This window comes from Nitrospira sp., assembly GCA_016873435.1.
GTDB lineage: Bacteria > Nitrospirota > Nitrospiria > Nitrospirales > Nitrospiraceae > VGXF01.
In genome coordinates this window covers 19,266-46,219 of the sequence record VGXF01000009.1, presented here as the reverse complement: position 1 = coordinate 46,219, position 26,954 = coordinate 19,266, and the positions used below count along the sequence as shown (strand labels likewise).

Genomic DNA, 26,954 nt, shown 5'->3' with positions numbered 1-26,954 from the left:
GACTTAGATCTTGCGCCCCCCGTCCGGTCGTTCCAGCGCCGCGCGATTCCCCGGCTGCGGCGACACCGCCTTTACTTCCACCCCCCGGTCTAGCAGGCGACTTTCCAACGCCTGAATGGATCCGTTCATTATTTTGAGGAACGGCGAGGGATAGAGCCCAATCCACAAAATCATCACACAGAGCGAGACGGCGATGATCATCTCGCGCGCGTTTAGGTCCGTGATCGTGCGCGGAATCCCCGGCGACAGCGGCCCGAGCATCGCCCGCTCATAGTACCAGAGGAAATAGGCCGCGCCGAAGATCACGCCCGTCACGGCGAAGACGCCGAAGAGCCAGTAGGCTTGGAACGCGCCCAGGAGAATCAAAAACTCGCCCACGAAACCGTTCGTCCCCGGCAGGCCGATCGAGGCCATGCCAATAATCAACAGGAAGGTCGCCAGCAGCGGCACCTGCTTGGCCGCGCCACCAAAGGCCGAGAGTTCCGTGCTGTGCCGTCGGACATAGAGGAAGCCGGCGATAAAAAAGAGCCCGGCCGTGCTGAAGCCCAGATTGATCATCGTCAGGAGGCTTCCCTGTAGGCCCTGGAAGTTCAGCGCGAAGATGCCGAGCACGACAAAGCCCAAGTGGCTCACACTGCTAAAGGCCAGCAGGCGGCGAAAATCCGGCTGGATGAGTGCGACGATCGCGCCGTAGAGAATCCCGGCTAACGCCAGCGCCATGAGCACCGCCCCCACAAGACCATCGGTCGAGGCATCCGGCAACAGCGGCAGGCTGAACCGCATAAAGCCGTAGGTGCCCAGCTTAACGCCCGCCAGCATGACGGACATACCGATCGGGCCCTCCACCAGCGCGTCGGGCAGCCAGGTGTGGAACGGAAACAGCGGCGCCTTGAAGGCGAGGCCGAGGAAAATCAGCCAGAAGATCAACAGCTGCTGATCGACCGGAATGGGCACGGTCAGCAGATCAAGAAAGTCGAACGTATAGGCCGGCTGGATCGCATGCGCCACGGCCCAGTCGTGATAATTCAAGTCGAGCAGAACCACGCCGACCAGCATGAACACACTACCGAGCAGCGTGTAGAGCACGAATTTCAGCGCCGCGTACTCCCGCTCCGCCCCGCCGCCCCACAATTTGATCAGGAAATAGCTCGGGATGAGCATGAGCTCCCAGAAGACGAAGAACACAATCAGATCGAGCGACACGAAGATGCCCATCGTGGTCGTCTGGAGCGCCAGCACAGCGATGTAGTATTCCTTCACACGGACACGGACTGTGTCCCATGAGTAAAGGACGACGAGCGTCGTCAGGAAAGCCGTCACGCCGACAAAGAGCACGCTGATCCCGTCCACCGCCAGGTGGTAGTTGATGCCGAGCTCGGGAATCCAGGTCAGCCGTTCGGAGAACTGCATGGCGGGCGACTCGGACACAAAATTTCTGAAAACGACCGCGGTCAGGGCCACTTCGAACAACGCCACGCCCAAGGCCGCCTTTCGGATCAAATCCTCATCCTGTAACACCCAGATGATGAGCGCACCGATCAGCGGCAGGAAAACCAGCCAGGAGAGAATGGGAAACGCGTACGTCAGTTCCTGCATCATCTCAACGCCACTCCGAATCCCACCATGCCGGTCGTCCACCAGATGTAGGCCAAATGGACAAGGATGAAGAGGCCCGCCACAATGATCGCTGCGTAGTGATGGACCTGGCCGCTCTGCAACCGGCGCCAGGTCCGTGCGGTCAGATGATTGGCATAGCCGATGACGTTCAGGCCGGCATAGACGACGTGTTTCTCAATCCAAGTGCTGAGCCAGGCGCCCCACTCGGTCAGCTCAGCCACGCCGCGCACGAGGCCGTCGATGATCGTCTTGTCGAACCAGTCCCACGCACGTCCCAGCGCCTTGATCGGCTCGACGATCAGGAAATCGTAAATCTCATCCACATAGTATTTGTTGAGCAATGTCGCGTAGGTCGCTGGCGACTTCGCGGCCCACTGATCGGCGGTTTCCGGATCTACGCTATAGAGGTAGTGTGCAACACCCCAGCCGATCAGCGCGATGACCGTGGCGGCACCCATCAAGCCGATGATCAATTCCAGACTCCCACCATGGTCCTCCGCTACACCCGCGGCGACCGACGGATGGAGAAAATGGTGGAACCAGCCGTTCTCAGGCGGCACACCGGGGAAGCCACCACTGAGCGAGAGGCCGGCCAGTACGACCAGTGGCCCGAGCATGATCCACGGCGACTCATGAACATGCGCTTCCGTGTGGTGGTCCATCCGCGACGGGCCATAGAAGGTCAGGTACGTCAGCCGGAACATATAAAAGGAGGTCAGCAGAGCCCCGGTGGCTGCCATCGCGTAGAGCCCGTAGTGGTGATGGACGAAAGCATGGGCCATGATCTCGTCCTTACTCCAGAAGCCAGCGAAGGGAAAGATGCCCGCGATGGCCAGCGTGCCGATTAGAAAGACCGCGTGCGTCACGGGAATCTTTTTCTTCAGCCCGCCCATCTTGCGGATGTCCTGCTCACCGCCCAGCGCATGGATCACGGAGCCGGCCGACAAAAAGAGCAACGCCTTGAAGAAGGCGTGGGTCATCAGATGGAAAATCGCCGCTGTGTAGGCGCCGATGCCGCAGCCCAGGAACATGTAGCCGAGCTGGCTGACCGTCGAATAGGCCAGCACGCGCTTAATGTCGGTCTGCACAAGGCCGATCGTCGCGGCAAAGAGCGCCGTGCACCCGCCCACGACCGCAACTGTCGTCATGGCCACAGGCGCCATATCATAGAGCACGTGGTTGCGGACGATCATGTAGACGCCGGCGGTGACCATCGTGGCTGCGTGGATCAGTGCGCTGACCGGCGTGGGGCCCTCCATCGCGTCCGGCAGCCAGGTGTAGAGGGGAATCTGCGCCGATTTGCCGACCGCCCCGACGAGCAGGCAAAGTGCGATGGCCGTGGCCATCTGGGGCGACAGGGCGCCGGCCTTGGCGAAGACCTGCGTGTAGTCCAACGTGCCGAAGTTATAGAACACGAGGAAGATTGCGAGCAAGAACCCCGCGTCGCCGATCCGGTTGACCACAAAGGCCTTGGTTGCCGCCTTGGCCGCTGAGACCTTGTCGTAGTAGTAGCCGATCAGGAGGTACGAACAGAGGCCAACGCCCTCCCATCCGATGAAGAGCACCACGTAGTTGTTGCCCATCACGAGCAAGAGCATGGACACCATGAAGAGGTTCATGTAGGTGAAGAAGCGCGTAAAGCCCTCCTCGCCGTGCATGTACCCGATCGAATAAAGATGGATGAGAAAGCCGACGCCGGTCACCACCAGCAGCATGATGCAGGTGAGCGGATCGATCAAAAACGCGAGGTTGATGTTGAGATCCCCGCCAAAGATCCACCGGTAGGCTACGACTTCGTGCGCCCCACGGCCCTGCAACTGATTCGCGAAGACGGCGAGGGCGCAGGCGAAGGATAGGCCTACGGAGCCGGAGGCGAGGCGGCCCGCGACGTCGTGCGAATAGCGGCTCCCCACCAGGCCGTTGAGCAGGACGGCCACCAACGGCAATACCGGGATTGCTATGACAAGCCAGTCGTACATGTCACCACTTCAACAGATTCATTTCATCCACATTCGTGGAAATTTTTCCGCGGAAGACGACGATGATGATCGCCAGCCCCACTGCCGCCTCGCCGGCCGCGATCGCGATCACGAAGAGCGCGACGATCTGCCCGGTCATGGACTCGAGGTAATGTGAGAACGCGACGAGGTTGATGTTGGCGGCGTTGAGCATGATCTCCACCGACATCAGCACGATGATGAAGTTCCGGCGGATCAACACGCCGACCAGCCCCGTGGCGAACAGGATGGCGCTGACGGCAACGTATGCGCTTAAGGGAACCATAAAAAATTGTTATCCGCTATTCGTCCTGTGTCATACGAAAAAACAACCGGCTCGGTGCTGTCTCGTCCATCGGTCTTAACGATTGACGCGTACCGAAGAATGGATTACGCCTCATGGTCTGCTTCGACGGCCGTCGGCGTCTTGGCCAGGACGATGGCGCCGATAATCGCGCCGAGCAGGAATACGCCGACGATTTCGAACGGCAGCAGGTATTCGCTGAACATCTTGATACCGACTGCGTAGCTGTCGCCCTGCTGCAGGACGGCTGAAGCCGGCGCGTCGCCCGTGGCGCCTCCGAACGGCGACTGCAGGACCAGCAGAACCAGCTCGCTGCAGATCCCCACGCCTGCGAACAGCAGCACGGCGTACTTCGTATGCAAATACCGCTCGTCGCTCTTCAGATTCAGGAGCATGAGCACAAACAGGTAGAGCACGAGGATCGCGCCGGCGTAGACGATGACCTGGACGGCGAAGAGAAACTCCGCGTTGAGCAGGACGAAGAGGCCCGCCACGTGCAGCAGCAGCGCGAGCAGCGCGAGCCCACAATGGACGGGGTTGCGCAGGGCGACCGTGAGGACCCCCGCTAGGATGCTCACCAGGGCAAAGTAGACGAAAAAGACGAGAATCATTTGTGCCGGATCATGTCAAATGCTTGGGCGGCGGCTGCGTCGACTGCTCTACCGACTGGGGGAAGAAATACCGGTAGTCGTGGTACATTTGATCGTTCTTCTCCTGCCCGTGAGCATAGAGATACTTCTTGCCGTCTTCCAAATGCTGCTCCCCGATCTGATAGAGCCGGTTCTTGTCGAACAACAGCGTCCGCTTGTCGTGAGTCGAAAACTCGTACATCTTGGTCATGGCCAGCGCATTGACCGGGCAGGCCTCCACGCAGTAACCGCAGAACACGCACTTCGTGATGTCAATGTAGAACTCGCTCGCGTAGCGCTGAAGCGGGAGCGATTTATCCTCCGCGCTGATGACCTTGATGCAGCGCGACGGGCAGGCGGCTTCGCAGAGGTCACAGCCGACGCAGCGTTCCTTGCCGTCGTCGTAGCGTAGCAGGCCCAGGGCGCCACGGTGCGCGTCCGGGATCACCCGCTGTTCGCGCGGGTACTGGAAGGTGATCGGCTTGTGGAGCATGTGCGCAAAGGTGACCTTCATCGCGCTCCAGATTTCCGCGAAGAGGGCCGCCTCCCAGACTTTTTTTGCGAATACCACGACGCTCATAGCTCACTCCACGAGAGGCGACAGATGAAGGGTGATGGGTACGGGGACGCTGCCCCTGATTCTCCGACTTTACCTATTGCCCGGTGTCTATAGCCCATCGCCCACTTCATGCTTTTTCGATGCCGACCGCTGTTTGCTTGAAATAGGGCACCCCGGTGGCAGCGTCCACCTCGACGGCCATCAGGTCCTTGACCGGCGGATTGTTGAAATGCTCCGGATAGAAGCAGGAGCCCGGAAGCATGGCGATGTCCATTTTCACGCTCAGCACCGCCTGGCCCTTCGCCGATGCGACCCGGACACGGTCGCCGTCCTTGAGACCAAGCCGTTCCATGTCTTGCGGGCTCAGATGCAACTTCCCGGTCGCCGGCTCGATCAGCAGCAGGCCGGGCGCTTGCGTGGACAGCTTGCCCGAATGATAAAGCAACTGCCCCATCGTCAGACCAAACTGTGCGCCACCGGCATTCTGTTTCATCTCGTACCGCGCGGCCACATCCGCCTTGTAGCCGTTCGAGAGGTAGCCGTCCGGATTGACCGTCACCTTCCTGGGCTGGCCCAGATTGTAATAGCCGGGCACGAGGGTCATGATTTCATTCTGGATGTCCTGCGCCGTTTCGTATTCCATTGCCTTACAGCCGAGTCCGCTACCGATCGCCGCAAAGATGTGCCAGTCGGGAAGGCTGTCCCCCAGTGGATCCATCGTCTGCCGGATGCGCTGCACCTTCCCATCCTGGCTTGTGACCGTGCCGTTTTTTTCCGCGAAGGTGCAGGCCGGCAGGACGATATGCGCCATCTGCGCCGTCTCGGTCAGGAAAGGGTCCTGCACAATCAGCAGCTCCAGCTTCTCTAGTGCCGCCTTGACTTCCGCCGAAGCCGGCAATGTCGCCAGCGGATTTTCGCCGACCACGTAGAGCGCCTTGATCTCTCCGCTCCGGCACTTCTTGAGGATGTCCATCAGAGCCGCGCCAGTACCCTTGCCCGGCAGCGCGACATTCCACGCCTTGGCAAACTTCGTGCGGGCCTCCTCATTATCGAACGAGAGCTGTCCAGGGAGGAATTCCGGCGAGGCGCCCATATCCACAGCGCCCTGCTCGTTCGCCTCCTCGGTCACTGTGTTGAGCCCGCAGCCGGGCCGGCCCAGCTTGCCAGTCGCCCAGAGCAGATCCACAAGCGCGAGCACATGCTGATAGCCGTCCGTCCGGCGCACAATCCCCTCGCCGCAGATGATGACGGAGCGCGGGGCTTCCGCAAAAACGGTCGCGGCCTCATTGATCCGGTCCTTCGCCACGCCGGTCGCGGCGGCCACCGCATCGAGCGACACACCCGCCACCGCTTGCTTGAGCGCCGCGAGAGCTTGCACGTGCTTCCCAGTGACCTCAGTATCGATCAGGTCCTGCTCGATGACGGATTTCACGAGGCCCTTCACGAAGAGACCTTCCGTGCCAGGCTTCACTAGCAGCGGGTGGGAGGCCAGCTTGGCGAGGTTCGTATTGGCCGAATCCACCACGATGATCTGCGATTTATAGACGCGGATCGCTTCCTTGACGCGCAGACTGAACACCGGGTTGGTCTCGGTCAGGTTCGCGCCGACGACGAGGATCGCCTTGGCCCTAGTGATCTCGGCTGGACTGTTCGTCATCCGGGTCGCGCCCAGCGCATGCTGCGCCGCATGGATGAAGTTCAGATGACCGTACCGCGCACTGCTGTCCAGCCAGTTGCTGCCAATGGCTGTGCGCATCAGCTTCTGGAACAGGTAGAGCTCTTCGTTGCTGCACCGGGCCGTGATGAGGCCGGCGATGGCGTTCGACCCGTGCCGCGCCTTCACGTCCGCAAGGCGGTTCACCACCGTCTCGATCGTTTCGATCCAGGGTGATCCAGCCAGCTTCCCCCCCTGCCGCACCAGCGGCTGCGTGAGGCGTGCCTTGCTATCGATAAATTGAAACCCGAACCGGCCGCGCACGCAGAGCCCGCCGTGGCCGTTGGCCGTGTCGGACCGCTCGCCCCATTTGTTTTGCCAGGAAAGCGGTGAGGTCACGCGTACGACCTCGGTGTCCTTCGTCTCGACGTGCATTTGGCAGCCGTCACCGCAGTAGTTGCAGGTCGTCGTGGTCTTCTTCAACTGCCAGGGCTTGTAGAGGTACTTGGAGAACTTGTTCGTAATCGCGCCGACCGGGCAGACCGCAAGGCAATCGCCGCAGAATTCGCAATCCAGCGCCACGTCGCCCTTGGCCACCACCTGCGTGAAGCCGCCCTTCTTCATAAACTGGAGCGCGTCTATCATCTGCACGTCCTTGCAGATGTTGATGCACTCGCCGCACGCAATGCAGCGGTTCATGTTGAAATCCAGCACGAGGCTGCGAGTGTCCTCCGGGATCAGCTTCTGCTTGGCGTTCGGCAGGTTGGTCACGCCATGCTGGAAGGACATATCCTGTAATTCGCAGTGGCCATCCGCATCGCACACCGGGCAATCAAGCGGATGGACGGAGAGGTGCTTCTCCACCGCCTTCTTGCGAGCCTGGAACAGATCGTCGCCCTCGGTGCGGATGATCATGCCGGCTGTGGCCTTGGCCGTGCAGGAACGCACCGGCGCCTTTTTACCTTCCTGTATTACAAGGCACATACCACAGGAGCCAAAGGGATCGAAGGTGTAGTGGTAGCACATGGCTGGGATGATCTTGCCTGTGCTCGCGATCACGTCGTAGAGCGATACCCCGTCCCTGGCCGTGACGGTCGTGCCGTCGATCATCAGTTCGATCGACGCCGCTTCGACTTCAGGATTGGTGGCCGGCTTGAGACCCATAGTTCCTCGAAATTATGAAATGTGAAGTTTAATGCTGACTGAATGAAGCTGTCTTTTCATTTACCCTTGCCTATCGGTCGCACTCCCCCATCACAATGTCGTAGGTACCGAAGATCGTCACGGCGTCCGCGATCATGTAACCACGCGACATGTGATCAAAGGCGCCCATGTGAATGAACGAGGGCGAGCGGATCTTCAGCCGGTACGGCTTTCCGCCGCCCGTACTCACGATGTAAAAGCCGAGTTCGCCCTTGTGCGCCTCGGTCCCGCAATAAATCTCTCCCGGAGGGGCATCGAACCCCCGCGAGAACAGCTTAAACTGCTGGATCATGGATTCCAGATTGGTGAAGACGCGGTTCTTCGGCGGCAGCGTCACGCTGGGCGCATCGGCCATGATCGGGCCATCCTGCATCTGCTCGAGACACTGCCTGACGATCTTCACGCTCTCGTAGAGCTCCATTACGCGGATCCAGTACCGGTCGTAGGTATCGCCATTTTTACCGACCGGCACATTGAAGTCGCATTTGCCGTAGGCCGCGTAGGGCTCGTACTTCCGGAGATCGTAATCGACGCCCGAGCCGCGCAGCGTAGGCCCGCTGAGTCCGAAGCTCAGGGCGTCCTCTGCCGAGATCACCGCCACGCCCTTGGTGCGCGCGAGCCAGATACGGTTTTTTTCAAGAAAGACCTGGTACTCGTCAATTTTGGGCGGGAAGTAGTCGAGAAACGCCTTGAGCTTAGCGAGGAGGGAGGGCGTCAAGTCGCGTTCGACGCCGCCGATCCGGTACCAGCTCGTCGTCAGGCGTGCACCGCAGAGCTCATCGAACCAGTCGAGCAGAATTTCGCGGTCGCGGAACGTGTAGAAGAAAACCGTCATCGCGCCAATGTCGAGCGCCTGCGTCCCCAGCCAGAATTGATGGCCGATGATCCGCTGCACTTCCGCCACGATCGTCCGCAGATACTCAGCCCGCTCCGGCACGGTGATGTTCATGAGCTTTTCGACGGCGCGGCAGTAGGCGAAGTTGTTATACATTGCGCAGACATAGTCGAGGCGGTCCGTGTGGGGGATGAACTGATGGTAAGTGCCCTCTTCCGCCAGCTTCTCGACGCCGCGGTGCAGATAACCCATCACCGGCGTGGATTTCACCAGCCGCTCGCCTTCCAACTCAAGAATTACTTTCAACACACCGTGCGTGCTTGGGTGCTGCGGCCCCATGTTGAGCAGCAGCTCCTCCGTCCGCTGGAGCGGTAGCATGGCGGTCTCCGGATGTTCCGGATCCACCTTGTAGACGGTCTCTCGTTGATCTTCGAATTTCATAATTCCCGGCTACCCACGAGCAGCTGCTGGCTATCGGCTATTTGCCATGAGCTATTTGCTCTCATTCAAAAATTCGAAGGTGTCTCGCCAGCCCTTGCCCTGGAGCGGGAAATCCTTCCGGAGGGGGTAGCCCTCCGTATAATCATCGGGCATGAGGATGCGGCGCAGGTCGGGATGGTTCCGGAAGCGGATACCCATCATGTCGTAGACTTCGCGCTCCATGAAGTCGGCGCCGTGCCAGACGTCCGTCAACGAATTCACCACGCAGTCCGATTCGGGCACGCGGGTTTTAAGCCGGATGCGGTGCCGCTTGCGGATCGAGGCGACTTCCCACACGACTTCAAACCGCTCCTCATCGTCCGGCCAATCCACTGAGCTGACGTGTACCATGTAATCGCAGTCGATGTTCGGATCGTCGCGCAGCAGGCGGGCAACAGCATGCACCGCGTCCCGCTTCACCGTCACGGCCAGGTCGCCGCGCCACTCCGTGGCGCCGACAAAGGCATTCGGAAAATCGTGCTCGATGCGTTCAGCTATTGCGTGCATACGACCAAATGTTGAATTGTGCGTGTAAAATTTTTAAACTCCGCCCAACTGCTTTCTATAACTTAACATCCACAATTCACCATTAGTAGACATTACATTTTTACGGCGTCCGGCTGTTTGGTGAACACCCGCTTCTGCATGATGCGTTCCTGCAATTTGAGAATTCCGTCGAAGAGCGCCTCCGGGGTCGGCGGACAGCCCGGCACGTAGATGTCCACCGGCACGAACCGGTCCACGCCCTGCACCACGCTGTAGCTGTCATAGATGTTGCCGGAGGTCGCACAGGACCCCATTGCGATAACGTACTTGGGCTCAGGCATCTGGTCGTAGATCTTCCGGATCACCGGCGCCATGCGGCGGCAGACCGTGCCGGCCACGATCATGAGGTCCGACTGCCGGGGCGAGGCGCGAAAGACGCCGGCGCCATAGCGGTCCATGTCGTAGCGCGAGGAGACGGCTGCGATCATTTCAATGGCGCAGCAGGCCAGTCCGAACGTCATTGGCCAGAGCGACCCCTTGCGCGCCCAGTTGACGGCGCGCTCTACAGTGGTCGTGATGACGTCGATGTCTCCGTCCTTCTCGTGCCGGCCAAGCTGAATCAGTCCCATATCGTAACCTCTAACGATCTACTCCGAATGCTGCCACATGCAGTAGCCCACTCTTCCGTTCATCGCTCATACTTCGTCATTCACACTTGTACATACCCGCCGCTCAGTCCCACTCCAATGCCCCCTTCTTCCACGCGTAGACGTAGGCAACGACGAAGAGCGCGATAAAGATCAGCATTTCGATCAAGCCGATGACCCCGAGCTTGAAGAAGGTCACCGCCCAGGGATAGAGAAAAATGACTTCGATATCAAAGATCACAAACAGCATAGCGAAGATATAGTACCGGACAGGGAACGGCATGCGGGCGTCTGAGAAGGGCTCGCTGCCGCATTCATAGGCGCTGAGCTTTTCTGCTTCCGGGTATTTCGGCTGGACAAAGTAACTGAGCACCAGCGTGACGACGCCAAACGCCAGCGCAATGCCAATGAACAGGAGGACCGGAAAGTACCGCCCCAAATAATCCAGGAGTTGCTCAGCTCCGGTCATGTGATCTAACCCCCTGAAATTCTGAGAGTAAGGAGGGCATGGTAGTCGAATTTTTCAAGACAAATCAAGCGCTCAAATGGCCTAGTGCCTCTCAGCCCCGAAAGCCCCACGGCTCTTTTGCAAATCTCGAAGCTCTTGTTATTTCAATGGAACTCAGGAGGGAAAAACCACCCTCGGCCCGCTCGACAAATCTGCTCGGCACAGATGGCTTAGGGCGCTTTTCGCATGCGGTCGGACGGCATTTTGAGATCGGTCGATTTCACGGACCGCCGCGCTTCCCACTCAGCCGTCAGCGGCGAGAGCGCCTTGGCTTTTTTGCGCCGGTGGATTTGCGTGTCGATCCGCCGCGGGCGGGCGTCTGGCGACGACGTATTGCCGGGTTGCGATCGCTGGGCACGATCCATGATGCACCCTAACACAGGACGGAGACATCCTTCAAACATGTCAATTTCAGAGGCTTTTTCTGGCAATGAGTCGCGTTTTCGTTGTGCCGGCAGGTTCCTGTGGGGGTAGGTGTTATGACAAAAATCAAGACGGTTGGTGCGGCGGTGCGCGGGGGCTGTGGTGCGCTGTCACCATCACAACAGACCTTCCTGCCACGGGCAAACCCGACCCACCGATGCCCGGCACCGTGGGCGCGGTGATCGTTTTGCCGTCAAGCACAGGCTTCAAAGACACCAGACTGCCGATCCCCCGCTGTCCGCCGTTGACCGCCAGGAGTCCCTCTTCAAAGCCAGGGCCCAGACCGCCCCGGCCAGCATGCTGCCGGGTGGGGACCTTTCCGATTTCAGAACGTCCTGCTAAGTCGTTCGTTCGATTTTCATCGCCCCACGCCCCTGCCACGCCCCGTAGGAATTCACCGCCGATCCGGTCTAGAATGGCGCATGTCTGTACCCCGTTTTGCCGACGTGATTGTTCCCCGCCACCTGCATCGCATCTTCACCTATGGCATCCCGGACACTCTGCGCCGGTCGGTGCACATCGGCAGCCTCGTACAGGTGCCGCTGGGCGCCAGCACTGTGCCCGGCGTCGTAGTCGCGTTCCCAGCTGAGCCTCCGAAGTTTTTCGCGCAAGCTCGCACGACACCACTCCACTTGCGCGACATCCTGGCATCAGAGGAAACAGCCGCCGCCGGCATCACACCCGATCTGCTCGACCTGTCCCGAAACGTCGCGGATTACTATCTCGCGCCATGGGGCCAGTGCCTGCGGCTGATTTTCCCGGCGCTCGCTGCCCCGTCAAAACCGGCGCGTAGGAGCCGGAAGGCCGCAGCGAAAACCGAACGGCCGCCACTGCGTCCCGAGACGCCCCCGCTCCCCGCTACCCCCGTACCATCGTGGTGGCCGCAGTTCGAGCAGGCACTAGCTGAGCATCGCCACGAGACATTTCTGATCGAAGGCCCGCTCGCCTCACGCTGGGCCGTCCTGCTGGATGCCACCAGAGCCGCCCTGGCGGCCGGAACGACGGTCCTGATCGTGTCGCCGGAAATCCGCCGCGCGGCAGCGCTCGCGGCGCTCGGCAGCGCCTGCTGGCCGGAACGCGTGGTGCTTCTGCATAGCGAGTTGCGACCCGACGAACGCGCGCGCCGATGGGAACGCATCGGACGCGGGGAGGCCGACGTGGTCGTCGGCACGCGGTCGGCCGTCTTTGCGCCGTTGCGCGCTCCCGGATTGATCTGCGTGGACGAGGAGGAGGCGTCTGGGCTGAAGGAGGAACCGGAACCTCACTACCACGCCCGCGCTGTGGCCGCGATGCGTGCCGCGCGGCATCACGCAATTCTGCTCCTAGGCACGGCCCATCCATCAATTGAAACGCGGGAGAGCGTCGGCACACACACGACGCATTCGATCCAGACCGCGCCGCAGACGCACACCCTCACGCCGGCACGGCAGGCTGCGGTCCATCTCGTAGATCTGCGCCAGATGCCACCGCGCACGCTGCTCTCGGAGGCGATGCTAACCGGTCTGCGCGCAGCAATGGCAGACGGATCGGGCGCCATCCTTTTTGCCAACCGCAAAGGATTCGCCGCTGCCCTGCACTGCCGGGACTGCGGCGCCGCCCCCGCCTGTGCCCACTGCACCGTGCCACTGACGCTTTATCGAAACGCATCCCGGCTGGCCTGCCGCTACTGCGGCGCTACGCAGAGCGTACCGGACACCTGCCCGTCCTGTCATTCGCCGCGCATCGAACCGGTGGGCACGGGCACGGAACGGCTGGAGGAGGAACTCCGGCGGCTGCTTCCCGGGGCGCGCATCGGACGGCTTGACCGCGAAACGGCGCGCACGGCTGAACAGGTTGCCACTCTGCGCCGCAGCCTGACCGACAAACAACTCGATATCGTGATTGGCACGCAACTGCTCTTTCAGGATCTGCCGATGCCGCTGGTCGGCTGTGTCGGCATTCCCTATGCCGACGCAGGCCTGCACCGGCCGGATTTCCGCTCAGCGGAACGGACCTATCAGATGCTGCGCGACGCAGTCGGATTGGCGCATCCGGATGGACAGGTCATTCTCCAGACCGCCCTGCCCGACCATCACGCGATCGCCGCGATCGCGCACAACGACCCAGAGAAATTTTACGGGCAGGAACTCTCGTTCCGGCAAGCCCTAGGCTATCCGCCGTTCGGACAGTTGATTAGTTTGCGCGTGTCGGGGAAAACGGATGCTGCCGTCAAAACCGCTGCGGAAAGTTGGGCATCGGCATTGAAGGCTCACGCCAACAAATCATCCGGCGCTCTGATCGTGCTCGGTCCCATTCCAGCATCGGTCGAGCGGATCCGCGGCCGTTACCGCTGGCAGATTCTGGTCAAATCCTCCAGCGGCGATTTGGCACGAACGAGTGTGAGGGCGACGCTGGACAAGATGGAAGCAGAGAAAGCACACCGTGGACTGAAATTTGACGTGGATGTGGACCCCATCGAGATTGGCTAGCGTGTCTTTGGGGCCGGCTTGTTCTGAACCGGAGCAACCGCCTCGCCCTCCTGCCGTTGCACCCGCCGAAAAAGCCCCCACGCGAAACTGATCCAGAAGACCGCAGCAAAGAGACCCGTCACCACTGCCCCCAGAATTTCCCCCATCTGCTGGTCGTCTGGCTGCTGGGTGACGCGGCCGATCCGCACCATCGTCACGATCGGCCACGCGAGGCTGTCGAGCCCCACGAGCAGCGAGGCCCAGGCCCAGAGGCGGCCGAGCGTCGTCCCCTGCCAGACGAGCAACCCCGCCACTGCCAGCGCAACAGCAACCAACCCTTCGATCGGTGTACTGCCCACCGCCAGCCAGAAGCCGACCGTGACGGCAAGCGCGCCAAGCACCGCATGAATTTCAGTATTTTTCATGACTGAATTTACTTCGAAGACGGAGCAGGAGTGTGCCGTTTCGATCGGCTCTCTGTCAATTCAACATTCCGCATGGATCATCGAACCTTTGAGCAGAGTTGTTTTTATCTGAACGGTCCAGTATCGTCCGGCACCATGGACCTGCCGTCCCTGCTTCTGAATTTGATCGCCGTCTATGTCTCGGCCCGCCTGTTCGGCGAACTGGCGGCGCGGCTGGGGCAACCGGCCGTGCTGGGCGAACTGCTGGCCGGCGTGCTCGTCGGTGGCAGCCTGCTCGGCTGGGTGGAGGCAACACCGACGCTCAAATTGCTCGGCGACATCGGCGTGCTCCTGCTGCTCTTTGAGGTCGGGCTCGAATCGGACCTCGCAGCCTTCCTCAAGGCCGGCCCCTCGGCTGGCACCGTGGCCGTTGTCGGCGTGTTTGTGCCATTCGGATTGACCTACGCCCTGGCGCGCGCACTGGCACTGCCGCACTTCCAGGCCCTGTTTCTCGGCGCGACGATGACCGCAACGAGTGTGGCGATTTCCGTCCGCACCCTGGCCGACCTAGGGCGGTTGAAAAGCGTGGACGGCGCGATCATTCTGGGCGCGGCCGTGTTGGACGACATTCTGGGAATGATCCTGTTGTCGGTCATGCTCGATCTGGCGGCCCACGGCTCGGTGTCGTGGCTTGGCGTCGCGCAGACCGCGGGACTCGCCTGCCTCCTGCTGGGCGCATCCGTCGCCGTCGGCGTGCACTACGCGCACTGGTTCAGCCGCCTGCTAGATCGCATGCAGACGCGCGGCAGTCTGGTCATTTCCTCGTTGCTCTTCGCCCTTGGCCTCGGCTACGGCGCACACCTGCTGCATCTGGCGCCGCTGATCGGCGCCTTTGCCGCCGGCCTCGTCCTGGCACGCACCGGCCACCGCGAGCAGATCACCACCGCCATCAAACCAGTAGCCGACGTCTTCGTGCCCGTGTTCTTCGTGCTGATCGGCGCGGCCGTGGATCTGAGCCGCCTGAATCCATTCGTGCTAGAAAACTGGCCGTCGCTGGCGCTGGCGGGAGGACTGACGGGAGCGGCCATTGCGGGCAAGCTGGCCGCAGGGCTAGGCGCGTGGGGACCGGGCGTCCGCCGGTGGATCGTGGGGGCCGGCATGGTGCCGGGCGGCGAAGTCGTACTGATCTTCGCGGGGGCCGGTCTCGCGCAGGCCGTCTTCTCGACGGCGGAATACGGGGCCGTGGTCGTGTCGGTTACGCTCACAAGCCTGGCCTCTCCCCTGCTGCTGAAACGGCTCTCGAAGCCCGCCTGACGGGCGGGGGGCCATGCGGTTGACGTTCGAACTTGTGGCCGCGTAGTCAGTAGACAGGCGGGGCCGGTCGCTGCTCGATCTTGTGACCTGCTTAAAAGGCATTCACGCCAAGAGGTTCACCCGATATCCTCCATCAGCAGGGGCTCGATACCACCTCTCCGCTGAGGGAAATGATTTTTGAGATCAAGGAAGGTCTTCGCCCAATTCGAGCGAACCATTAGTGTTGAGCGCGTGAAGACCGGGCTAAAGCGGGCCACAGTCGAAGGCAAGAAACCGGGAGCGCCCCGTGTGGGGGGCAAAGGGTTGGTGCCGAAGGCGGGACTTGAACCCGCACGGCTTGCGCCACACGCCCCTCAAACGTGCGTGTCTGCCATTCCACCACTTCGGCACTGGTGCGGATTATAGCCTCCCCCTGCCTTGTCATTCAACGGATCGTTCGTTAGAATCCGGCCACGCGACACCATGTCCAATCCGTCCACCCATGGCTCCGGTTCGACTGCTGCCCCCTGCCGCATCGGCGCGTTTTTCGACGTGGACAATACGCTGATTCCCGGTCCCGCGCTCGAGGTCCGCTTCTTCCGTCATCTCTACAAGCAGGGCCTCGTGGGCCTAGGCGACATGCTCAAGAGCGTGGGCTATCTGCTCCAGCACCTGCCGACGATCTCCCTGCATCCGCTACGCGAACGCAAACTCTATCTAGAAGGGAAGCGCCCGGAAATGATCGAGCCGCTGGCCGACGCGTTCATCCAGCAGGAGCTCCGTCCGCTCGTCTCCCGAGCCGCAATGGCGCGGCTGGAGGAGCACCAGCGCAACAAGCATCTGGTCGTCTTCATCACCGGCTGTCCGGAATTTCTGATCCGTCCGCTCGCCAAACCACTGGGGGTGGAAACCATCTTCTGCGCGCAACCGGATCTGGACGAGACTGGCGCCTACACGGGCCATTTGACCCTGCCCCTCCCCTATGGCGCGGGGAAGCGTGCACTGGTCGAGGAGTTTGCGCACGCGCAGGGGCTAAATCTCAAAGACTGCCATGCCTATGGGGACAGCCCGGGCGACGAGGAGATTTTGCTGGCCGTGGGCCATCCGCTCGTCGTCAATCCGATCCGCGGTATGTACGCGATCGCAAACAAATACCACTGGCCGGTCGTGAAATGGGAGTGACCCCACCGATGAAGTATGAAGGCAGAACGAGGAACGAAGAAACTGGCGTCTTTGTTCTTGAACGCCTGATTTCCCTCCCCGGACATTTCATTGCTCATCGTTCATACTTGGATTGTTTATGCGCGTGACGGAAATCTTCCACAGCATCCAGGGCGAATCAACCTTTGCCGGGCAGCCCTGTGCCTTTGTACGGCTCACCGGCTGCCCGCTCCGCTGCTCCTGGTGCGACAGCGAATACACGTTTTACGGCGGTACGGAGATGGCGCTGGACGAGGTCCTCGCGAAGGTTCGTTTGTTCGGCTGCCGTTTGGTGGAAGTGACGGGCGGCGAGCCGCTGCATCAGGCGGAAGCGTTCCCGCTGATCGCGCGGCTCTGCGACGAGGGCTACGCGGTGCTGGTCGAAACCAGCGGCGCCATCGACATCTCGCCGGTGGATGCCCGCGCCCGTATTATTATGGATGTGAAATGCCCCGGTAGCGGCATGATGGACCGGATGGACTGGCAGAATCTGGACCGTATCGCCGGCAAGGACGAAATCAAGTTCGTCCTCAAGGATCGCGTGGATTACGACTTTTCCAAAACGATCGTCGGCCGGTACCAGCTGACCGATCGCTGCCCGGTTCTCTTCAGTCCCTCGTTCGGCGAACTGGACCCACGCCAGCTCTCCGAATGGGTGCTGGCCGACAAACTGCCGGTACGTGTCCAGCTCCAATTGCACAAACTGATCTGGGATCCGCAGACACGCGGCGTGTGAACAGGCGTCTATTGAAGGAGACTCAATGAATGTTACGGTGAAGCAGGGAAAGATTGAACGGGAACCGGCGGAGGTATTGGTCCTCACTCATTTCGACGGCGATGGCCTGAACGACCAAGCCGGCGTCGTGGACCGTGCCCTCAGCGGTCAACTGCGGAAGCTGCTCACAAGCGGCGAGTTCAAGGGTAAGCTGAATCAGGCGGTGCTGCTCCATACATCGGGCAAGGTGCCGGCGAAACGCGTGCTGCTCGTCGGGCTCGGCAAAAAGAAGGCCGCGCGGGTAGATTACATCCGGCAGGCCATGGGCACCGCGGTCAAGCGCGTGCGGCAGACCGGCGCTACGTCGTTCGTCACGTGCCTGCACGGCGAGGACCTGTCAAAGACGACCACCATCGAGCTGGCCCAGGCGCTTGTCGAGGGCGCGATCCTCGGCACTTACCAGTTCACGGAGTACCTGAGCGAGAAGAACGCCGTCGACAAGCAGGTGGCGCGTCTGACGCTGCTCGCCACCAACACCCGGCAACTGGCCGATCTCAAGGAAGGCGCGCGGCGCGGAACAGCCACCGCCGAGGCGGCGATGTTCGTACGCGATCTCTGCAACCATCCCTCAAACGTTATGACGCCGTCGCGCGTCGCGCTGGAAGCCAAGACGATCGGCCATGAACGCGGCGTGCGGGTCAAAGTATTGGAGCGCGCGCAGGTGGAGCGGCTGGGCATGGGGGCCTTCCTCGGTGTCGCACGCGGTAGCCACGAGCCGCCGAAGTTCATCATCCTCGAGTACCACGGGGCGCGCCGGAGCACCAAGCCGGTCGTGATCGTTGGCAAGACGATCACCTTCGACACGGGCGGCATCTCGCTCAAGCCGGCTGAAAACATGGAGCAGATGAAGGCAGACATGACCGGCGGCGCTGAGGTGCTGGCCACCGTGCGGGCCGCCGCGCGGCTGCGCCTGCCGATTCATCTTGTCGGCATCCTGCCCGCCACGGAAAACATGCCAGGCGGCCGCGCGATCAAGCCCGGCGACATTCTCAAAAGCCTCTCCGGCAAAACCATCGAGGTGCAGAATACCGATGCTGAGGGTCGGCTGATCCTGGCCGACGGCCTGTCCTACGCCGCGCGCCTGAAACCGGACGTGGTCATCGACATCGCCACGCTCACCGGCGCCTGCATCGTGGCGCTGGGCCAATTTGCCATCGGCATGTTCGGCAACGACGACGATCTCAAGCGCGCCGTGCGGGACTCCGGGCTCAAAGCCGGTGAGCGGGTCTGGGAAATGCCGCTATGGGACGACTATTTCGAGCAGCTCAAGAGCGACGTGGCCGACATGCGCAACATCGGTGGCCGGGGCGGCGGTATGATCACGGCCGCACTGTTCCTGAGCAAATTCATCGGCAACCATTCCTGGGTGCACTTGGACATTGCCAGCACCGACTGGAGCGAGCGCGAGCGGGCGTACATTCCGAAAGGCCCAACGGGGATCGGGACGCGGTTGCTGATTCAATATTTGATCGATCGTAGTCTGTAGCCACTTACCCTGCATCGGGCGCGCGTGGATTTACGAGAGCAGGTCGGCCAACTCTTCATGCTCGGTTTCGACGGGACATCCGTCTCGTTGGAATGGGCCGCTCTGCAGGCCCAGTACAAGCCCGGCGGAATGATCCTCTTTTCGCGGAACCTCGAGCACGCCCCGCAGATCATCGAACTGACCAACGGCCTGCAGGCGCGCTCGCCACACTTTCCCCTCCTCATCGCCATCGACCAGGAAGGCGGCCGCGTCTCGCGCCTGCCGAAGGGTTTCACGATCTTTCCCCCCTGTGGCCTCATCGGCGCCTGCCGCTCGGAGGAACTGGCCTATGCCGCTGCCGCGGTGACGGCCGCTGAGTTGCGCGCGGTCGGTATCAACATGAACATGTCGCCGGTACTAGACATCCACAGCAACCCGGACAATCCGATCATCGGCGACCGCGCCTACGGGACCGATCCGGAGGCGGTGGCTGAACTGGGCGTAGCAGCCGTGCGCGGTCTGCAGGGCAAGGGCGTCGTCGCCTGCGGCAAGCATTTCCCAGGCCATGGCGACACCAGCAAGGACTCGCACAAGGAGCTGCCGGTCGTCGAAACGTCGCTGGAGGGGCTGCGCGCGCGCGAGCTGGTCCCGTTTCAGTACGCGATCCTCAACGGCCTCACGACGATCATGACGGCGCACGTGGTCTATCCGGCGTTGGATGCGCACCGCCCGGCGACGCTCTCTCCGACGATCCTCACCAGCCTGCTCCGTGAACAACTGGGCTTCGCGGGTGTCATCGTGAGCGATGATCTGGAAATGCATGCAATCAGCGACCACCAGGACGTCGGCAAAGCCGCGGTCCAGGCGATCCTGGCCGGTGCGGATTTATTATTGGTCTGCCAGGATCGCACCAAAGCCGTGTCCGCGATGGAAGCCGTCCACGCCGCCGTTGAGACCGGCACCATCACACACGAGCGGCTCGCGGCATCCGTTCAGCGGATCGGCGCGGTGAAACGGCGTTTCCTGCGCTCTCACGTGCCGGCCGATCCCGGCATCGCGCAGCTCATCGTCGGCTGCCGCACCCACCAGTTGCTGCTTGATACGATCACGCGTACGCACGCCCGGCTCTCCAGAGCGCAGGCCTAATGAATCACCGGAATGACCTCCCGCCTGCCGGCCCCAAGGAACTCTGGGCCTGGTGCCTGTACGATTTTGCCAATTCGTCGTTCACCACGCTTATCATCACCGTCGCTTATAGCGTCTATTTCGTCCAGGTCGTTGCCAAGGATCTCGGCGATGCAACGGCGGAGCGCCTCTGGTTCTGGGGCTATGCGATTTCGATGCTTGCGGTGGCCTTGCTCGCCCCTCCAGTAGGCGCGCTGGCTGACGCGCGGGCAATCAAGAAGCCGCTGCTCATTCTCTCGACGCTGATCTGCGTCGTCTGCACGGCTCTGCTGTTTTTTGTCGAGCGCGGCGATGTGTGGCTGGGCCTGTTGCTGTTGGCACTGGCCAACCTCGCTTTCGAACTGGGCTTTCTCTTTTGCAGCGCCTTTCTGGTGGAAATCACGACACCGGCCATGATGGGACGGATCTCCGGTTACGGCTGGGGGCTTGGCTATGTGGGCGGACTGCTGTCGCTCGCACTGGCCTACCCGTTCATTGTCGGCGGATTCGCTGAGGAGAATCTCGCGTTGTATCGGACGAGCTTCGCGCTGACCGCGGGGTTCTTTCTCGTGACGTCGCTGCCGACGCTCCTCTGGCTGCGAGAGCGCGCCGTTCCGCACCTGTCGAGCGGCGCCTCGGCTTGGCGCGATACCTTTGGCCGGCTGACTGAAACGGCTAGGGGCCTCTCGCAGTTTCGTGACCTCTCGAGATTTCTCATCGCTTATTTGATCTACACGGATGCGATCAGCACGGTGATCGTCGCCTCTGCGATTTTCGCCAATAAAGTCCTGGACTTTGCTCCGGGCGATCTGATTATCTACTTTCTTATCACGCAGATTGCAGCAGGACTGGGTTCGGTGGGATTCGGTCAACTGGCCGATCGTATTGGATCTGCACGCACGATCAGCGTCACGCTAGTGATCTGGATCGCGGTGGTTGCGGCGGCGGCAGCCGTGCAGACGCGGGACCAATTTTATGCGATTGGCCTCGTGGCGGGCGCCGTGCTCGGCGCCAATCAGGCGACCAGCCGGGCCCTGATCGGACGCTTCGTGCCGGTCGGCAAGCAGGGCGAACTGTTCGGCTTCTTCACCGTCACGGGAAAATTTGCTGCAGTCCTTGGTCCAATCGTCTACGGCGAAGTAGCGGCGAGGACTGGCAGTCAGCGCTGGGCGGTGCTCGCGATGGCGCTGTTCTTGCTAATCGGCTTGGCAATTTTTGCTCAGGTGGACGAGCGCCGCGGACTTGAAACTGCGGGACACGCATAGGACATCATGGCGGTCAAAAAAGGCGACCTGATCGACGAGCACAAGCGGCATCCGGACAGTTGCGGCCTGATCATCAAGGTCATGGCCGGCGGCGAAGGATTCGAAAAGGTGCTCTGCTGCGATCACGAGCTGACGGAAGCGGACATCGTAGCGGATGTCGGCTCCCCGCTTGGACGGAAAAAGGGCTCCCTCCCCGTCTCAGTGATTCTAGACGAGAAAAAGCTCTACCCGGATTCCTGCGGGCTGCGCGTGATGATCATCGATGGTGGGGCGGGATTCAAGGAAATCCGCTGCTGCGGCCATTCGCTGAAGATGAGTTCGATGCGCGAGTTGAAATTTGGGCAGCTGCGCGGCCCGGGCTCGGACCAACAGACGACGGGACAGCAAGGCAACGCCTGACACGACGAAGGGAGGCCGCCAATGCAGAACCGGAGCGATTTCATCAAGCAAGTCCTGTCCGGCATGGAATCGCTGGACCGGTGGGGCTATATCACGGCCGGTATCAGCCTGCTGATCCTGGGCATGCTGGTCTTCGTGCACAGCTGGTTCACCTTCGTGACGACGGCCATGGCCAAGGCCACGTTGCTCCCCGCCGGCCTGCAACTGCTCAACGATCTGCTGCTGGTCATCATCATTCTGGAGCTGTTCCGCACGGTTGTCCGCTTCCTGCAAACTGAGGTACTGACGATAGAGCCCTATCTCGCCGTGGGCATCATCGCCTGCACGCGGCGCATCCTGACCGCCAGCGCGGAACTGTCGCACCTGCCCGCGATCACGGACGTGGAATTCAACCGCTACATCTGGGACGTGGGCCTCAACGTGGTGGTGATCCTGGTTCTGATCGTCGCCGTCTATATCGTGGGCTGCCGCAAAGGACAATCCGCATCCGCCACGTCCTGACGCTATTCGGGCAAGGGCTGCCCCTTCGTCTCCGGCGCGAAAGGTAGGACGAGCAGGCCCACCGCATAAATCAGCCCCACCGCGCTCACGGCCGCGCCGACGCTCCCCAACACCGCCGTCAGCGTGCCGGTCAGAAACGGTCCGACTGAGGCGAAGACTCTCCCCGCGTTGAAGCAGAATCCCGCACCGGTCGCACGCAGGCGCGTGGGGTACAGTTCCGGCAGATAGATCGGGAAGCCGCTGAAGATCCCGTTATTGAAGAAGCCCAGCACTGGCAGCAGCATGAGTACGTGCGCAAACTCGCGCGGCGTGAGAAACGTGATCGGCAGCATGACGAGGCTGCCCGCGCACATAAGAGCGAATATCGGCTTGCGGCCGAACCGGTCGGCCAGCGGTCCGAACAGGAGATAGCCCCACACCGCACCGGCATTGAGCGCCATGATGGCGTAACTGACGTGGGCCGAAATGTCCTCCTTGCTCAGTCCCTGTAAATCCGGCATCGTACCGACGAGCGTGGGCGTCCAGTTCGTCGAGCCCCAGAGACCGAAGACTGCCACAAAGGCCAGTGTCGAGCCGACGAGCGTCGGGCGGCGCAGGTTGCCCTTGAAGAGCTCGCCTACTTTTTCGAACGGTCCCTGCCCGCCCGCCAGTTCCCGTTCACGCGCGCGGGCCCACTTCTCCGGTTCTTTGACCCAGAGCCGGACCAACAGCGCGACAACCGCCGGCACGACGCCAACGAGGAACAACGCGCGCCAGCCGTAGCCACGCAACAGCAGGTTGAACAGCGCCGCGAGAAAAAATCCTGCAGCCCAGGCCGATTGCAGCAGGCCAGCCGCCTTCGCACGTTTGTCTTCCGGCCAGATCTCCGCGACCAGCGCCGCGCCGGCCGCCCATTCCCCGCCGATGCCTAACGCCGTGAGAAACCGGTAGAGGGCCAACTGCCACCAGGTCTGCGACAGGGCCGCCAGACCGGTGAAGGCTGCGTAGATAAGAATCGTGACCATGAGCGTTTTCGTTCGACCGAAACGGTCCGCCGCAATGCCGAAGAGCACGCCGCCGATCGCCCAGCCGATGAGAAATACGGAAAAGATGAGGCCGCCGTACCAGCCGATTTCCGCAGCCGAGGCGCCCGGCAGCAGATCGTGTAGTGCCGGATGGAGGACGATCGCATAGATCGTCGCATCCATCGAATCGAAGACCCAGCCCAGCCAGGCCACGAAAAGCACGAGCCACTGGTAGGGCGTCACGCCCTCGCGCCAGGATGTTGAGCAAGCAGCCGTTGTCATGGCGCGCTACCCTACGGAGCTTCCTCTAGCGTGTCAATGCGGGCAACCCGCTCGCCTCAAGCGGCTGGCCTCTTGCCTGCCTGGGCATGATATGACATCATGTCACTCCCTGATCTTGGTGCGAGGATGGCAGAACTCTTGGAATACGTTGGCTGCATCCATATCTACCTCGGTCCGTACCGCGGCAACCCTGTTGCGCTCTACATGAAGCGGACGGACACCCGCTGTCAGATCGGCCCGCGCGCCTACCCGTGGAACGACATCATGGGCGCCGGCGAGACACCGAACAAGGCCGCAGCTGATTTTGAAGAGAAGTGGAAGACCAAAAACCTCGCGCCAGAGATGTTCTCCGGCCCGGCCTGGGAAGGCGGCATCAAGCCGGAGCGTCCCGCACCGCCGAAACCGGCAGCCCCTGCCACTACTCCGGGCGCTGCACCGGCGTCAACACCTGGGGGCGCCCTGGGTACATCACCTCCTGCTGCCGCTCCCGCAAAGCCCGAAGAGCCCACCAGCTAATTTTCAAGTTCGCAGTAGGAACGGGGCGTGAGAAACCAACGCGGGGCGCTACCCGCGTTCATCGTTCATAATGCTGTGTTCATCGTTGCGGCGCCAGCCGGCTGTGCGTGATGCCGTAGCCCAGATAGACGGCGATTCCCACCAGGGTCCAGACCGCAAATCGAATCCATGTGACCAGCGGCAGGAACGCCATGAGGCCGAGGCAGGCGACCATGGCCAGGATCGGAATCACTGGCATGAAGGGAATGCGGAACGGACGGTGCAGCTCGGGACGCAGGCGACGTAACACAATCACGCCGCCACAGACGAGCACAAAGGCGAAGAGCGTCCCGATGTTGGTCATGTCCGCCGCGTCGCTAATGGGCACCAGCGCCGCCATGATCGCGATGCAGGCGCCGGTGAGAATGGTCGCGCGGTGCGGCGTACCGTAGCGTGGATGCACCTTGGCCAGCCATGGGCCCAAGAGACGGTCGCGCGACATGGCGAAGAAGACACGGATCTGGCCGAGCATCATCACGACGAGCACGCTGGTGATGCCCGCCAGCGCGCCGGCTGCCACGACGGCCGCGCCCCATTTCAACCCAGCCATGCGCAGAGCCTCGGCTACCGGTGCATGGATGTCGATCTTTTGATAGGGCACGATCCCCGTCAGCACCGCGGCCACGGACACGTAGAGCACCGTGCAAATGGCGAGCGAGGCGAATACGCCGATGGGCAGGTCTCGCTGCGGATTACGCGCCTCCTCCGCCGCTGTTGACACTGCATCGAAGCCGATGTAGGCGAAGAAGACAATCGCGGCGGCAGCACCAACCCCCTCGAAGCCATAGGGCATGAACGGCGTCCAGTTAGCCGGCTCGACCGACGAAAAGCCCACCGCCAGAAAGAACAGCACGACGGCCAGCTTGACTGTCACGATCAGACCCGTCACCTGTGCACTTTCTTTCACCCCGATCACGAGAATAACGGTGACCAGCAGCACGATAATCGCGGCGGGCAGATTCACTGTCCCGCCGTCATGCGGCGCGTGCGTGGCCCAGAAAGGCAGTTCGATCCCGACGATCGTCAGCATGTTGTTGAAGTAGCCGGACCAGCCGATCGCTACGACGACGCAGGCGACGCCGTATTCGAGAATCAGGTTCCAGCCTGTGAGCCACGCCAGTAGCTCGCCCAGCGTCGCGTAGGAATAGGTGTAGGCGCTCCCGGCGGCCGGAATCATGGTGGAAAACTCGGCGTAACAGAGCGCCGCAAGCGCACAGGTGACGCCGGACAGGACGAACGAGAGGATGATCCCCGGCCCGGCGCCGGGCCGGTGCGCGTCGCCGAGGATCGCCGTGCCGATCAGCACGAAGATGCCCGTGCCGATGATTGCGCCGATGCCCAGCATGGTCAGGTCCCAGGCCGTGAGCGTTTTTTTTAGACTGTGGTCGGGATGATCGCTGTCCGCGAGAATCTGCTCAACGGATTTGGTACGGAACAGGGAGCTCAGCACGGACGCCAACCATGACGAGCGACGCATAATGAGTGCTGTGTGGAGCCGGCGCCCGGTCTTTTACCCATCACTCTTGCCTCATCATTGGTTACGTTCCGAGCGTGCCGCTTTCAGCAGCGCCTGGAAGAGTTTACGGTGCAAGGCATGCTGTTCGTAGAGAAACTCCGGATGCCATTGGACGCCGAGCAGGAACCGATGTTTTGGAGATTCGATCGCTTCGATGACACCGTCCGGCGCGACCGCGCTGACCACAAACGACGGGGCGATGCGCTTGACCGACTGGTGATGCCTGCTATTTACGCGGATGCACGCCTGGCCGAGGATGCGCCGGAGCAGACTTTGGGGCGCCACGTCCACCGTATGCGATAGTACCGTCGCTGGCGCCTTCTGCTGGTGTGCCAGCGGCGCCTCCATCTCGCCCTCAATGTCCTGAACCAGACTGCCACCGAAGGCGACGTTCATTGTTTGCATCCCACCGCAGATGCCCAGCACCGGCAACTTGGCGGTCGCGGCCAGGCGCGCCACGTCTAGCTCGAAGTTCGCCCGGCGGCGACTGACGACGCAAAACTTGTAGCGTTGTCGTTCTCCATAGAGTGTGGGTGCTAAATCCGGCCCGCTGCCGGTCAGCAGCAGGCCATCGAGGTTGGCGAGGAGGCGTTTGCGGTCGGCACGGTTTTCCACGAGGGGAAGAATCACCGGCACGCCACCCAGATCTTCAATAGCGCGGATGTAGCGGGCCCGCAGAAAGAAAGTCGGCTCTTTGCCGCCCCAGTCCTTGCGGTCGCCGGAATTAAAATCGGGAGTCACGCCGATGATCGGCTTCATACCTCAGAGGGGTCCAACGTGTGGAGTGCGAGCAATCCGCCCCTGCGTAGACTTTTGTCCAACAATCCGCAGCCGCCACCTTCTGCATCCACCCGCGTTGAGGTCCGGCATGAGGCCGATCAACGGCTTCATGCCATCGTCAGGGCGCGGGGACAGGAACCTGGTCATGAGCCGACGGCATACCGAGGAAACGAATCGGCTCCTCACCTTTCAGGTGGCGGGGCGTGATGACAAAGGTGCCGCGCATGCTGGTATCCCAGACGGCATTGGCCGCCTGCAGATTCCCGCCGCTGAAGACGTAGGTGAAGCCGCCGAACACCCCGCCCAGGACCGCGAAGGCGAATTTGGTGGCGCTGTAGGGCAGCGTTACGAGGACGCTAGCCGCGCCCAGCCCGGCCTGGGTGCCCGTATTCTCGGTGTCCTCGCTGGATGAAACTTGCGCCTGCCCAGCAGGGACGACGGTCAGACTGCAGAAAGCAACAAGCACCATCACTGTTAGGGTTTTGGTAAATAGATATCGCACGGGGGTTCCTCCTTGGTTGACGGGGTGGGAACGGATTGGCATGCCCCGGTTATAGCAAAT

General features: G+C 61.6%; 26 protein-coding genes and 1 tRNA gene. 10 read left to right on the top strand and 17 right to left on the bottom strand.

The features are described 5' to 3' along the window. Nucleotides 1-3: 3 nt before the first annotated feature. From FJ248_06690 to FJ248_06640, 11 genes are all read right to left on the bottom strand, one after another. On the bottom strand, nucleotides 4-1,599 hold the full coding sequence (locus FJ248_06690) for an NADH-quinone oxidoreductase subunit M (GenBank protein ID MBM4120568.1): 1,596 nt from the start codon (nucleotides 1,597-1,599) through the stop codon (nucleotides 4-6). Beyond that, entirely contained in the window at nucleotides 1,596-3,596 is a 2,001-nt protein-coding gene (nuoL, locus tag FJ248_06685; protein ID MBM4120567.1) for an NADH-quinone oxidoreductase subunit L, read from the bottom strand. The genes FJ248_06690 and nuoL overlap by 4 nt, the downstream gene beginning before the upstream one ends. A 1-nt stretch (nucleotide 3,597) precedes the next feature. Beyond that, nucleotides 3,598-3,900: an NADH-quinone oxidoreductase subunit NuoK gene (gene nuoK, locus FJ248_06680; GenBank protein MBM4120566.1), complete on the bottom strand. Its 303-nt coding sequence runs from the start codon at nucleotides 3,898-3,900 to the stop codon at nucleotides 3,598-3,600. Between the two features lie 104 nt (nucleotides 3,901-4,004). Continuing rightward, on the bottom strand, nucleotides 4,005-4,529 hold the full coding sequence (locus FJ248_06675) for an NADH-quinone oxidoreductase subunit J (protein MBM4120565.1): 525 nt from the start codon (nucleotides 4,527-4,529) through the stop codon (nucleotides 4,005-4,007). 10 nt (nucleotides 4,530-4,539) lie between these two features. Continuing rightward, nucleotides 4,540-5,127 (bottom strand): NADH-quinone oxidoreductase subunit I, encoded by a 588-nt coding sequence (locus tag FJ248_06670; protein MBM4120564.1) that lies wholly within the window; start codon nucleotides 5,125-5,127, stop codon nucleotides 4,540-4,542. A gap of 106 nt (nucleotides 5,128-5,233) precedes the next feature. Then, complete coding sequence (locus FJ248_06665; GenBank protein MBM4120563.1) at nucleotides 5,234-7,924, bottom strand: 4Fe-4S dicluster domain-containing protein; 2,691 nt, start codon at nucleotides 7,922-7,924, stop codon at nucleotides 5,234-5,236. 70 nt (nucleotides 7,925-7,994) lie between these two features. Further along, a complete protein-coding gene (nuoD, locus tag FJ248_06660) occupies nucleotides 7,995-9,242 on the bottom strand; it encodes an NADH dehydrogenase (quinone) subunit D (protein MBM4120562.1) in 1,248 nt (415 codons plus the stop codon). Nucleotides 9,243-9,290: 48 nt separating this feature from the next. Further along, nucleotides 9,291-9,785, bottom strand: coding sequence for an NADH-quinone oxidoreductase subunit C (locus tag FJ248_06655; protein ID MBM4120561.1), 495 nt, complete (start codon nucleotides 9,783-9,785; stop codon nucleotides 9,291-9,293). 92 nt (nucleotides 9,786-9,877) lie between these two features. Beyond that, a complete protein-coding gene (locus FJ248_06650) occupies nucleotides 9,878-10,393 on the bottom strand; it encodes an NADH-quinone oxidoreductase subunit B (GenBank protein ID MBM4120560.1) in 516 nt (171 codons plus the stop codon). Between the two features lie 103 nt (nucleotides 10,394-10,496). Beyond that, complete coding sequence (locus FJ248_06645; GenBank protein MBM4120559.1) at nucleotides 10,497-10,880, bottom strand: NADH-quinone oxidoreductase subunit A; 384 nt, start codon at nucleotides 10,878-10,880, stop codon at nucleotides 10,497-10,499. A 209-nt stretch (nucleotides 10,881-11,089) separates the two neighbouring features. Continuing rightward, nucleotides 11,090-11,284, bottom strand: a complete 195-nt coding sequence (locus tag FJ248_06640; GenBank protein MBM4120558.1) for a hypothetical protein — start codon at nucleotides 11,282-11,284, stop codon at nucleotides 11,090-11,092. Between the two features lie 480 nt (nucleotides 11,285-11,764). Between FJ248_06640 and priA the strand changes: the two genes are divergently transcribed. Next, nucleotides 11,765-13,810: a primosomal protein N' gene (priA, locus tag FJ248_06635; protein ID MBM4120557.1), complete on the top strand. Its 2,046-nt coding sequence runs from the start codon at nucleotides 11,765-11,767 to the stop codon at nucleotides 13,808-13,810. Here priA and FJ248_06630 read toward each other — a convergent pair. After that, nucleotides 13,807-14,214, bottom strand: a complete 408-nt coding sequence (locus tag FJ248_06630; GenBank protein MBM4120556.1) for a hypothetical protein — start codon at nucleotides 14,212-14,214, stop codon at nucleotides 13,807-13,809. The genes priA and FJ248_06630 overlap by 4 nt on opposite strands. Nucleotides 14,215-14,286: 72 nt before the next feature. Here FJ248_06630 and FJ248_06625 point away from each other — a divergent pair, with 72 nt between their 5' ends. Further along, nucleotides 14,287-15,507 carry a cation:proton antiporter gene (locus FJ248_06625; protein ID MBM4120555.1) on the top strand — a complete coding sequence of 407 codons (1,221 nt, stop codon included), beginning with the start codon at nucleotides 14,287-14,289 and terminating at the stop codon, nucleotides 15,505-15,507. Nucleotides 15,508-15,811: 304 nt separating this feature from the next. Here the strand turns inward: FJ248_06625 and FJ248_06620 are convergent. Beyond that, nucleotides 15,812-15,895: transfer RNA gene (locus FJ248_06620), tRNA-Leu, on the bottom strand. Between the two features lie 74 nt (nucleotides 15,896-15,969). Here FJ248_06620 and FJ248_06615 point away from each other — a divergent pair. The 7 genes from FJ248_06615 to FJ248_06585 all read left to right on the top strand — a co-directional run bounded on the left by FJ248_06615 (nucleotide 15,970) and on the right by FJ248_06585 (nucleotide 22,255). Further along, entirely contained in the window at nucleotides 15,970-16,668 is a 699-nt protein-coding gene (locus FJ248_06615) for an HAD-IB family hydrolase (GenBank protein MBM4120554.1), read from the top strand. Between the two features lie 118 nt (nucleotides 16,669-16,786). Then, nucleotides 16,787-17,422 carry a radical SAM protein gene (locus FJ248_06610; protein MBM4120553.1) on the top strand — a complete coding sequence of 212 codons (636 nt, stop codon included), beginning with the start codon at nucleotides 16,787-16,789 and terminating at the stop codon, nucleotides 17,420-17,422. 25 nt (nucleotides 17,423-17,447) lie between these two features. Continuing rightward, nucleotides 17,448-18,947: a leucyl aminopeptidase gene (locus FJ248_06605; GenBank protein MBM4120552.1), complete on the top strand. Its 1,500-nt coding sequence runs from the start codon at nucleotides 17,448-17,450 to the stop codon at nucleotides 18,945-18,947. A gap of 24 nt (nucleotides 18,948-18,971) precedes the next feature. After that, nucleotides 18,972-20,072, top strand: coding sequence for a beta-N-acetylhexosaminidase (nagZ, locus tag FJ248_06600; protein MBM4120551.1), 1,101 nt, complete (start codon nucleotides 18,972-18,974; stop codon nucleotides 20,070-20,072). Continuing rightward, nucleotides 20,072-21,355 carry an MFS transporter gene (locus tag FJ248_06595; protein ID MBM4120550.1) on the top strand — a complete coding sequence of 428 codons (1,284 nt, stop codon included), beginning with the start codon at nucleotides 20,072-20,074 and terminating at the stop codon, nucleotides 21,353-21,355. The genes nagZ and FJ248_06595 overlap by 1 nt, the downstream gene beginning before the upstream one ends. A gap of 6 nt (nucleotides 21,356-21,361) precedes the next feature. After that, nucleotides 21,362-21,754 carry a hypothetical protein gene (locus FJ248_06590; GenBank protein MBM4120549.1) on the top strand — a complete coding sequence of 131 codons (393 nt, stop codon included), beginning with the start codon at nucleotides 21,362-21,364 and terminating at the stop codon, nucleotides 21,752-21,754. Between the two features lie 21 nt (nucleotides 21,755-21,775). Further along, nucleotides 21,776-22,255 (top strand): hypothetical protein, encoded by a 480-nt coding sequence (locus FJ248_06585; protein ID MBM4120548.1) that lies wholly within the window; start codon nucleotides 21,776-21,778, stop codon nucleotides 22,253-22,255. Between the two features lie 2 nt (nucleotides 22,256-22,257). Here FJ248_06585 and FJ248_06580 read toward each other — a convergent pair whose 3' ends face one another. Next, nucleotides 22,258-23,541: an MFS transporter gene (locus FJ248_06580; GenBank protein ID MBM4120547.1), complete on the bottom strand. Its 1,284-nt coding sequence runs from the start codon at nucleotides 23,539-23,541 to the stop codon at nucleotides 22,258-22,260. A gap of 126 nt (nucleotides 23,542-23,667) precedes the next feature. Here FJ248_06580 and FJ248_06575 point away from each other — a divergent pair, with 126 nt between their 5' ends. Next, nucleotides 23,668-24,057 (top strand): hypothetical protein, encoded by a 390-nt coding sequence (locus FJ248_06575; protein MBM4120546.1) that lies wholly within the window; start codon nucleotides 23,668-23,670, stop codon nucleotides 24,055-24,057. A gap of 79 nt (nucleotides 24,058-24,136) precedes the next feature. Here the strand turns inward: FJ248_06575 and FJ248_06570 are convergent, their stop codons facing one another. The 3 genes from FJ248_06570 to FJ248_06560 form a co-directional block, all read right to left on the bottom strand. Continuing rightward, the gene (locus tag FJ248_06570; protein MBM4120545.1) at nucleotides 24,137-25,573 is read right to left on the bottom strand and encodes an amino acid permease; all 1,437 of its coding nucleotides are present in this window, start codon (nucleotides 25,571-25,573) and stop codon (nucleotides 24,137-24,139) included. Nucleotides 25,574-25,627: 54 nt separating this feature from the next. Beyond that, nucleotides 25,628-26,371 (bottom strand): gamma-glutamyl-gamma-aminobutyrate hydrolase family protein, encoded by a 744-nt coding sequence (locus FJ248_06565; GenBank protein MBM4120544.1) that lies wholly within the window; start codon nucleotides 26,369-26,371, stop codon nucleotides 25,628-25,630. A 139-nt stretch (nucleotides 26,372-26,510) separates the two neighbouring features. Then, nucleotides 26,511-26,894, bottom strand: coding sequence for a hypothetical protein (locus tag FJ248_06560; GenBank protein ID MBM4120543.1), 384 nt, complete (start codon nucleotides 26,892-26,894; stop codon nucleotides 26,511-26,513). Nucleotides 26,895-26,954: the final 60 nt, after the last annotated feature.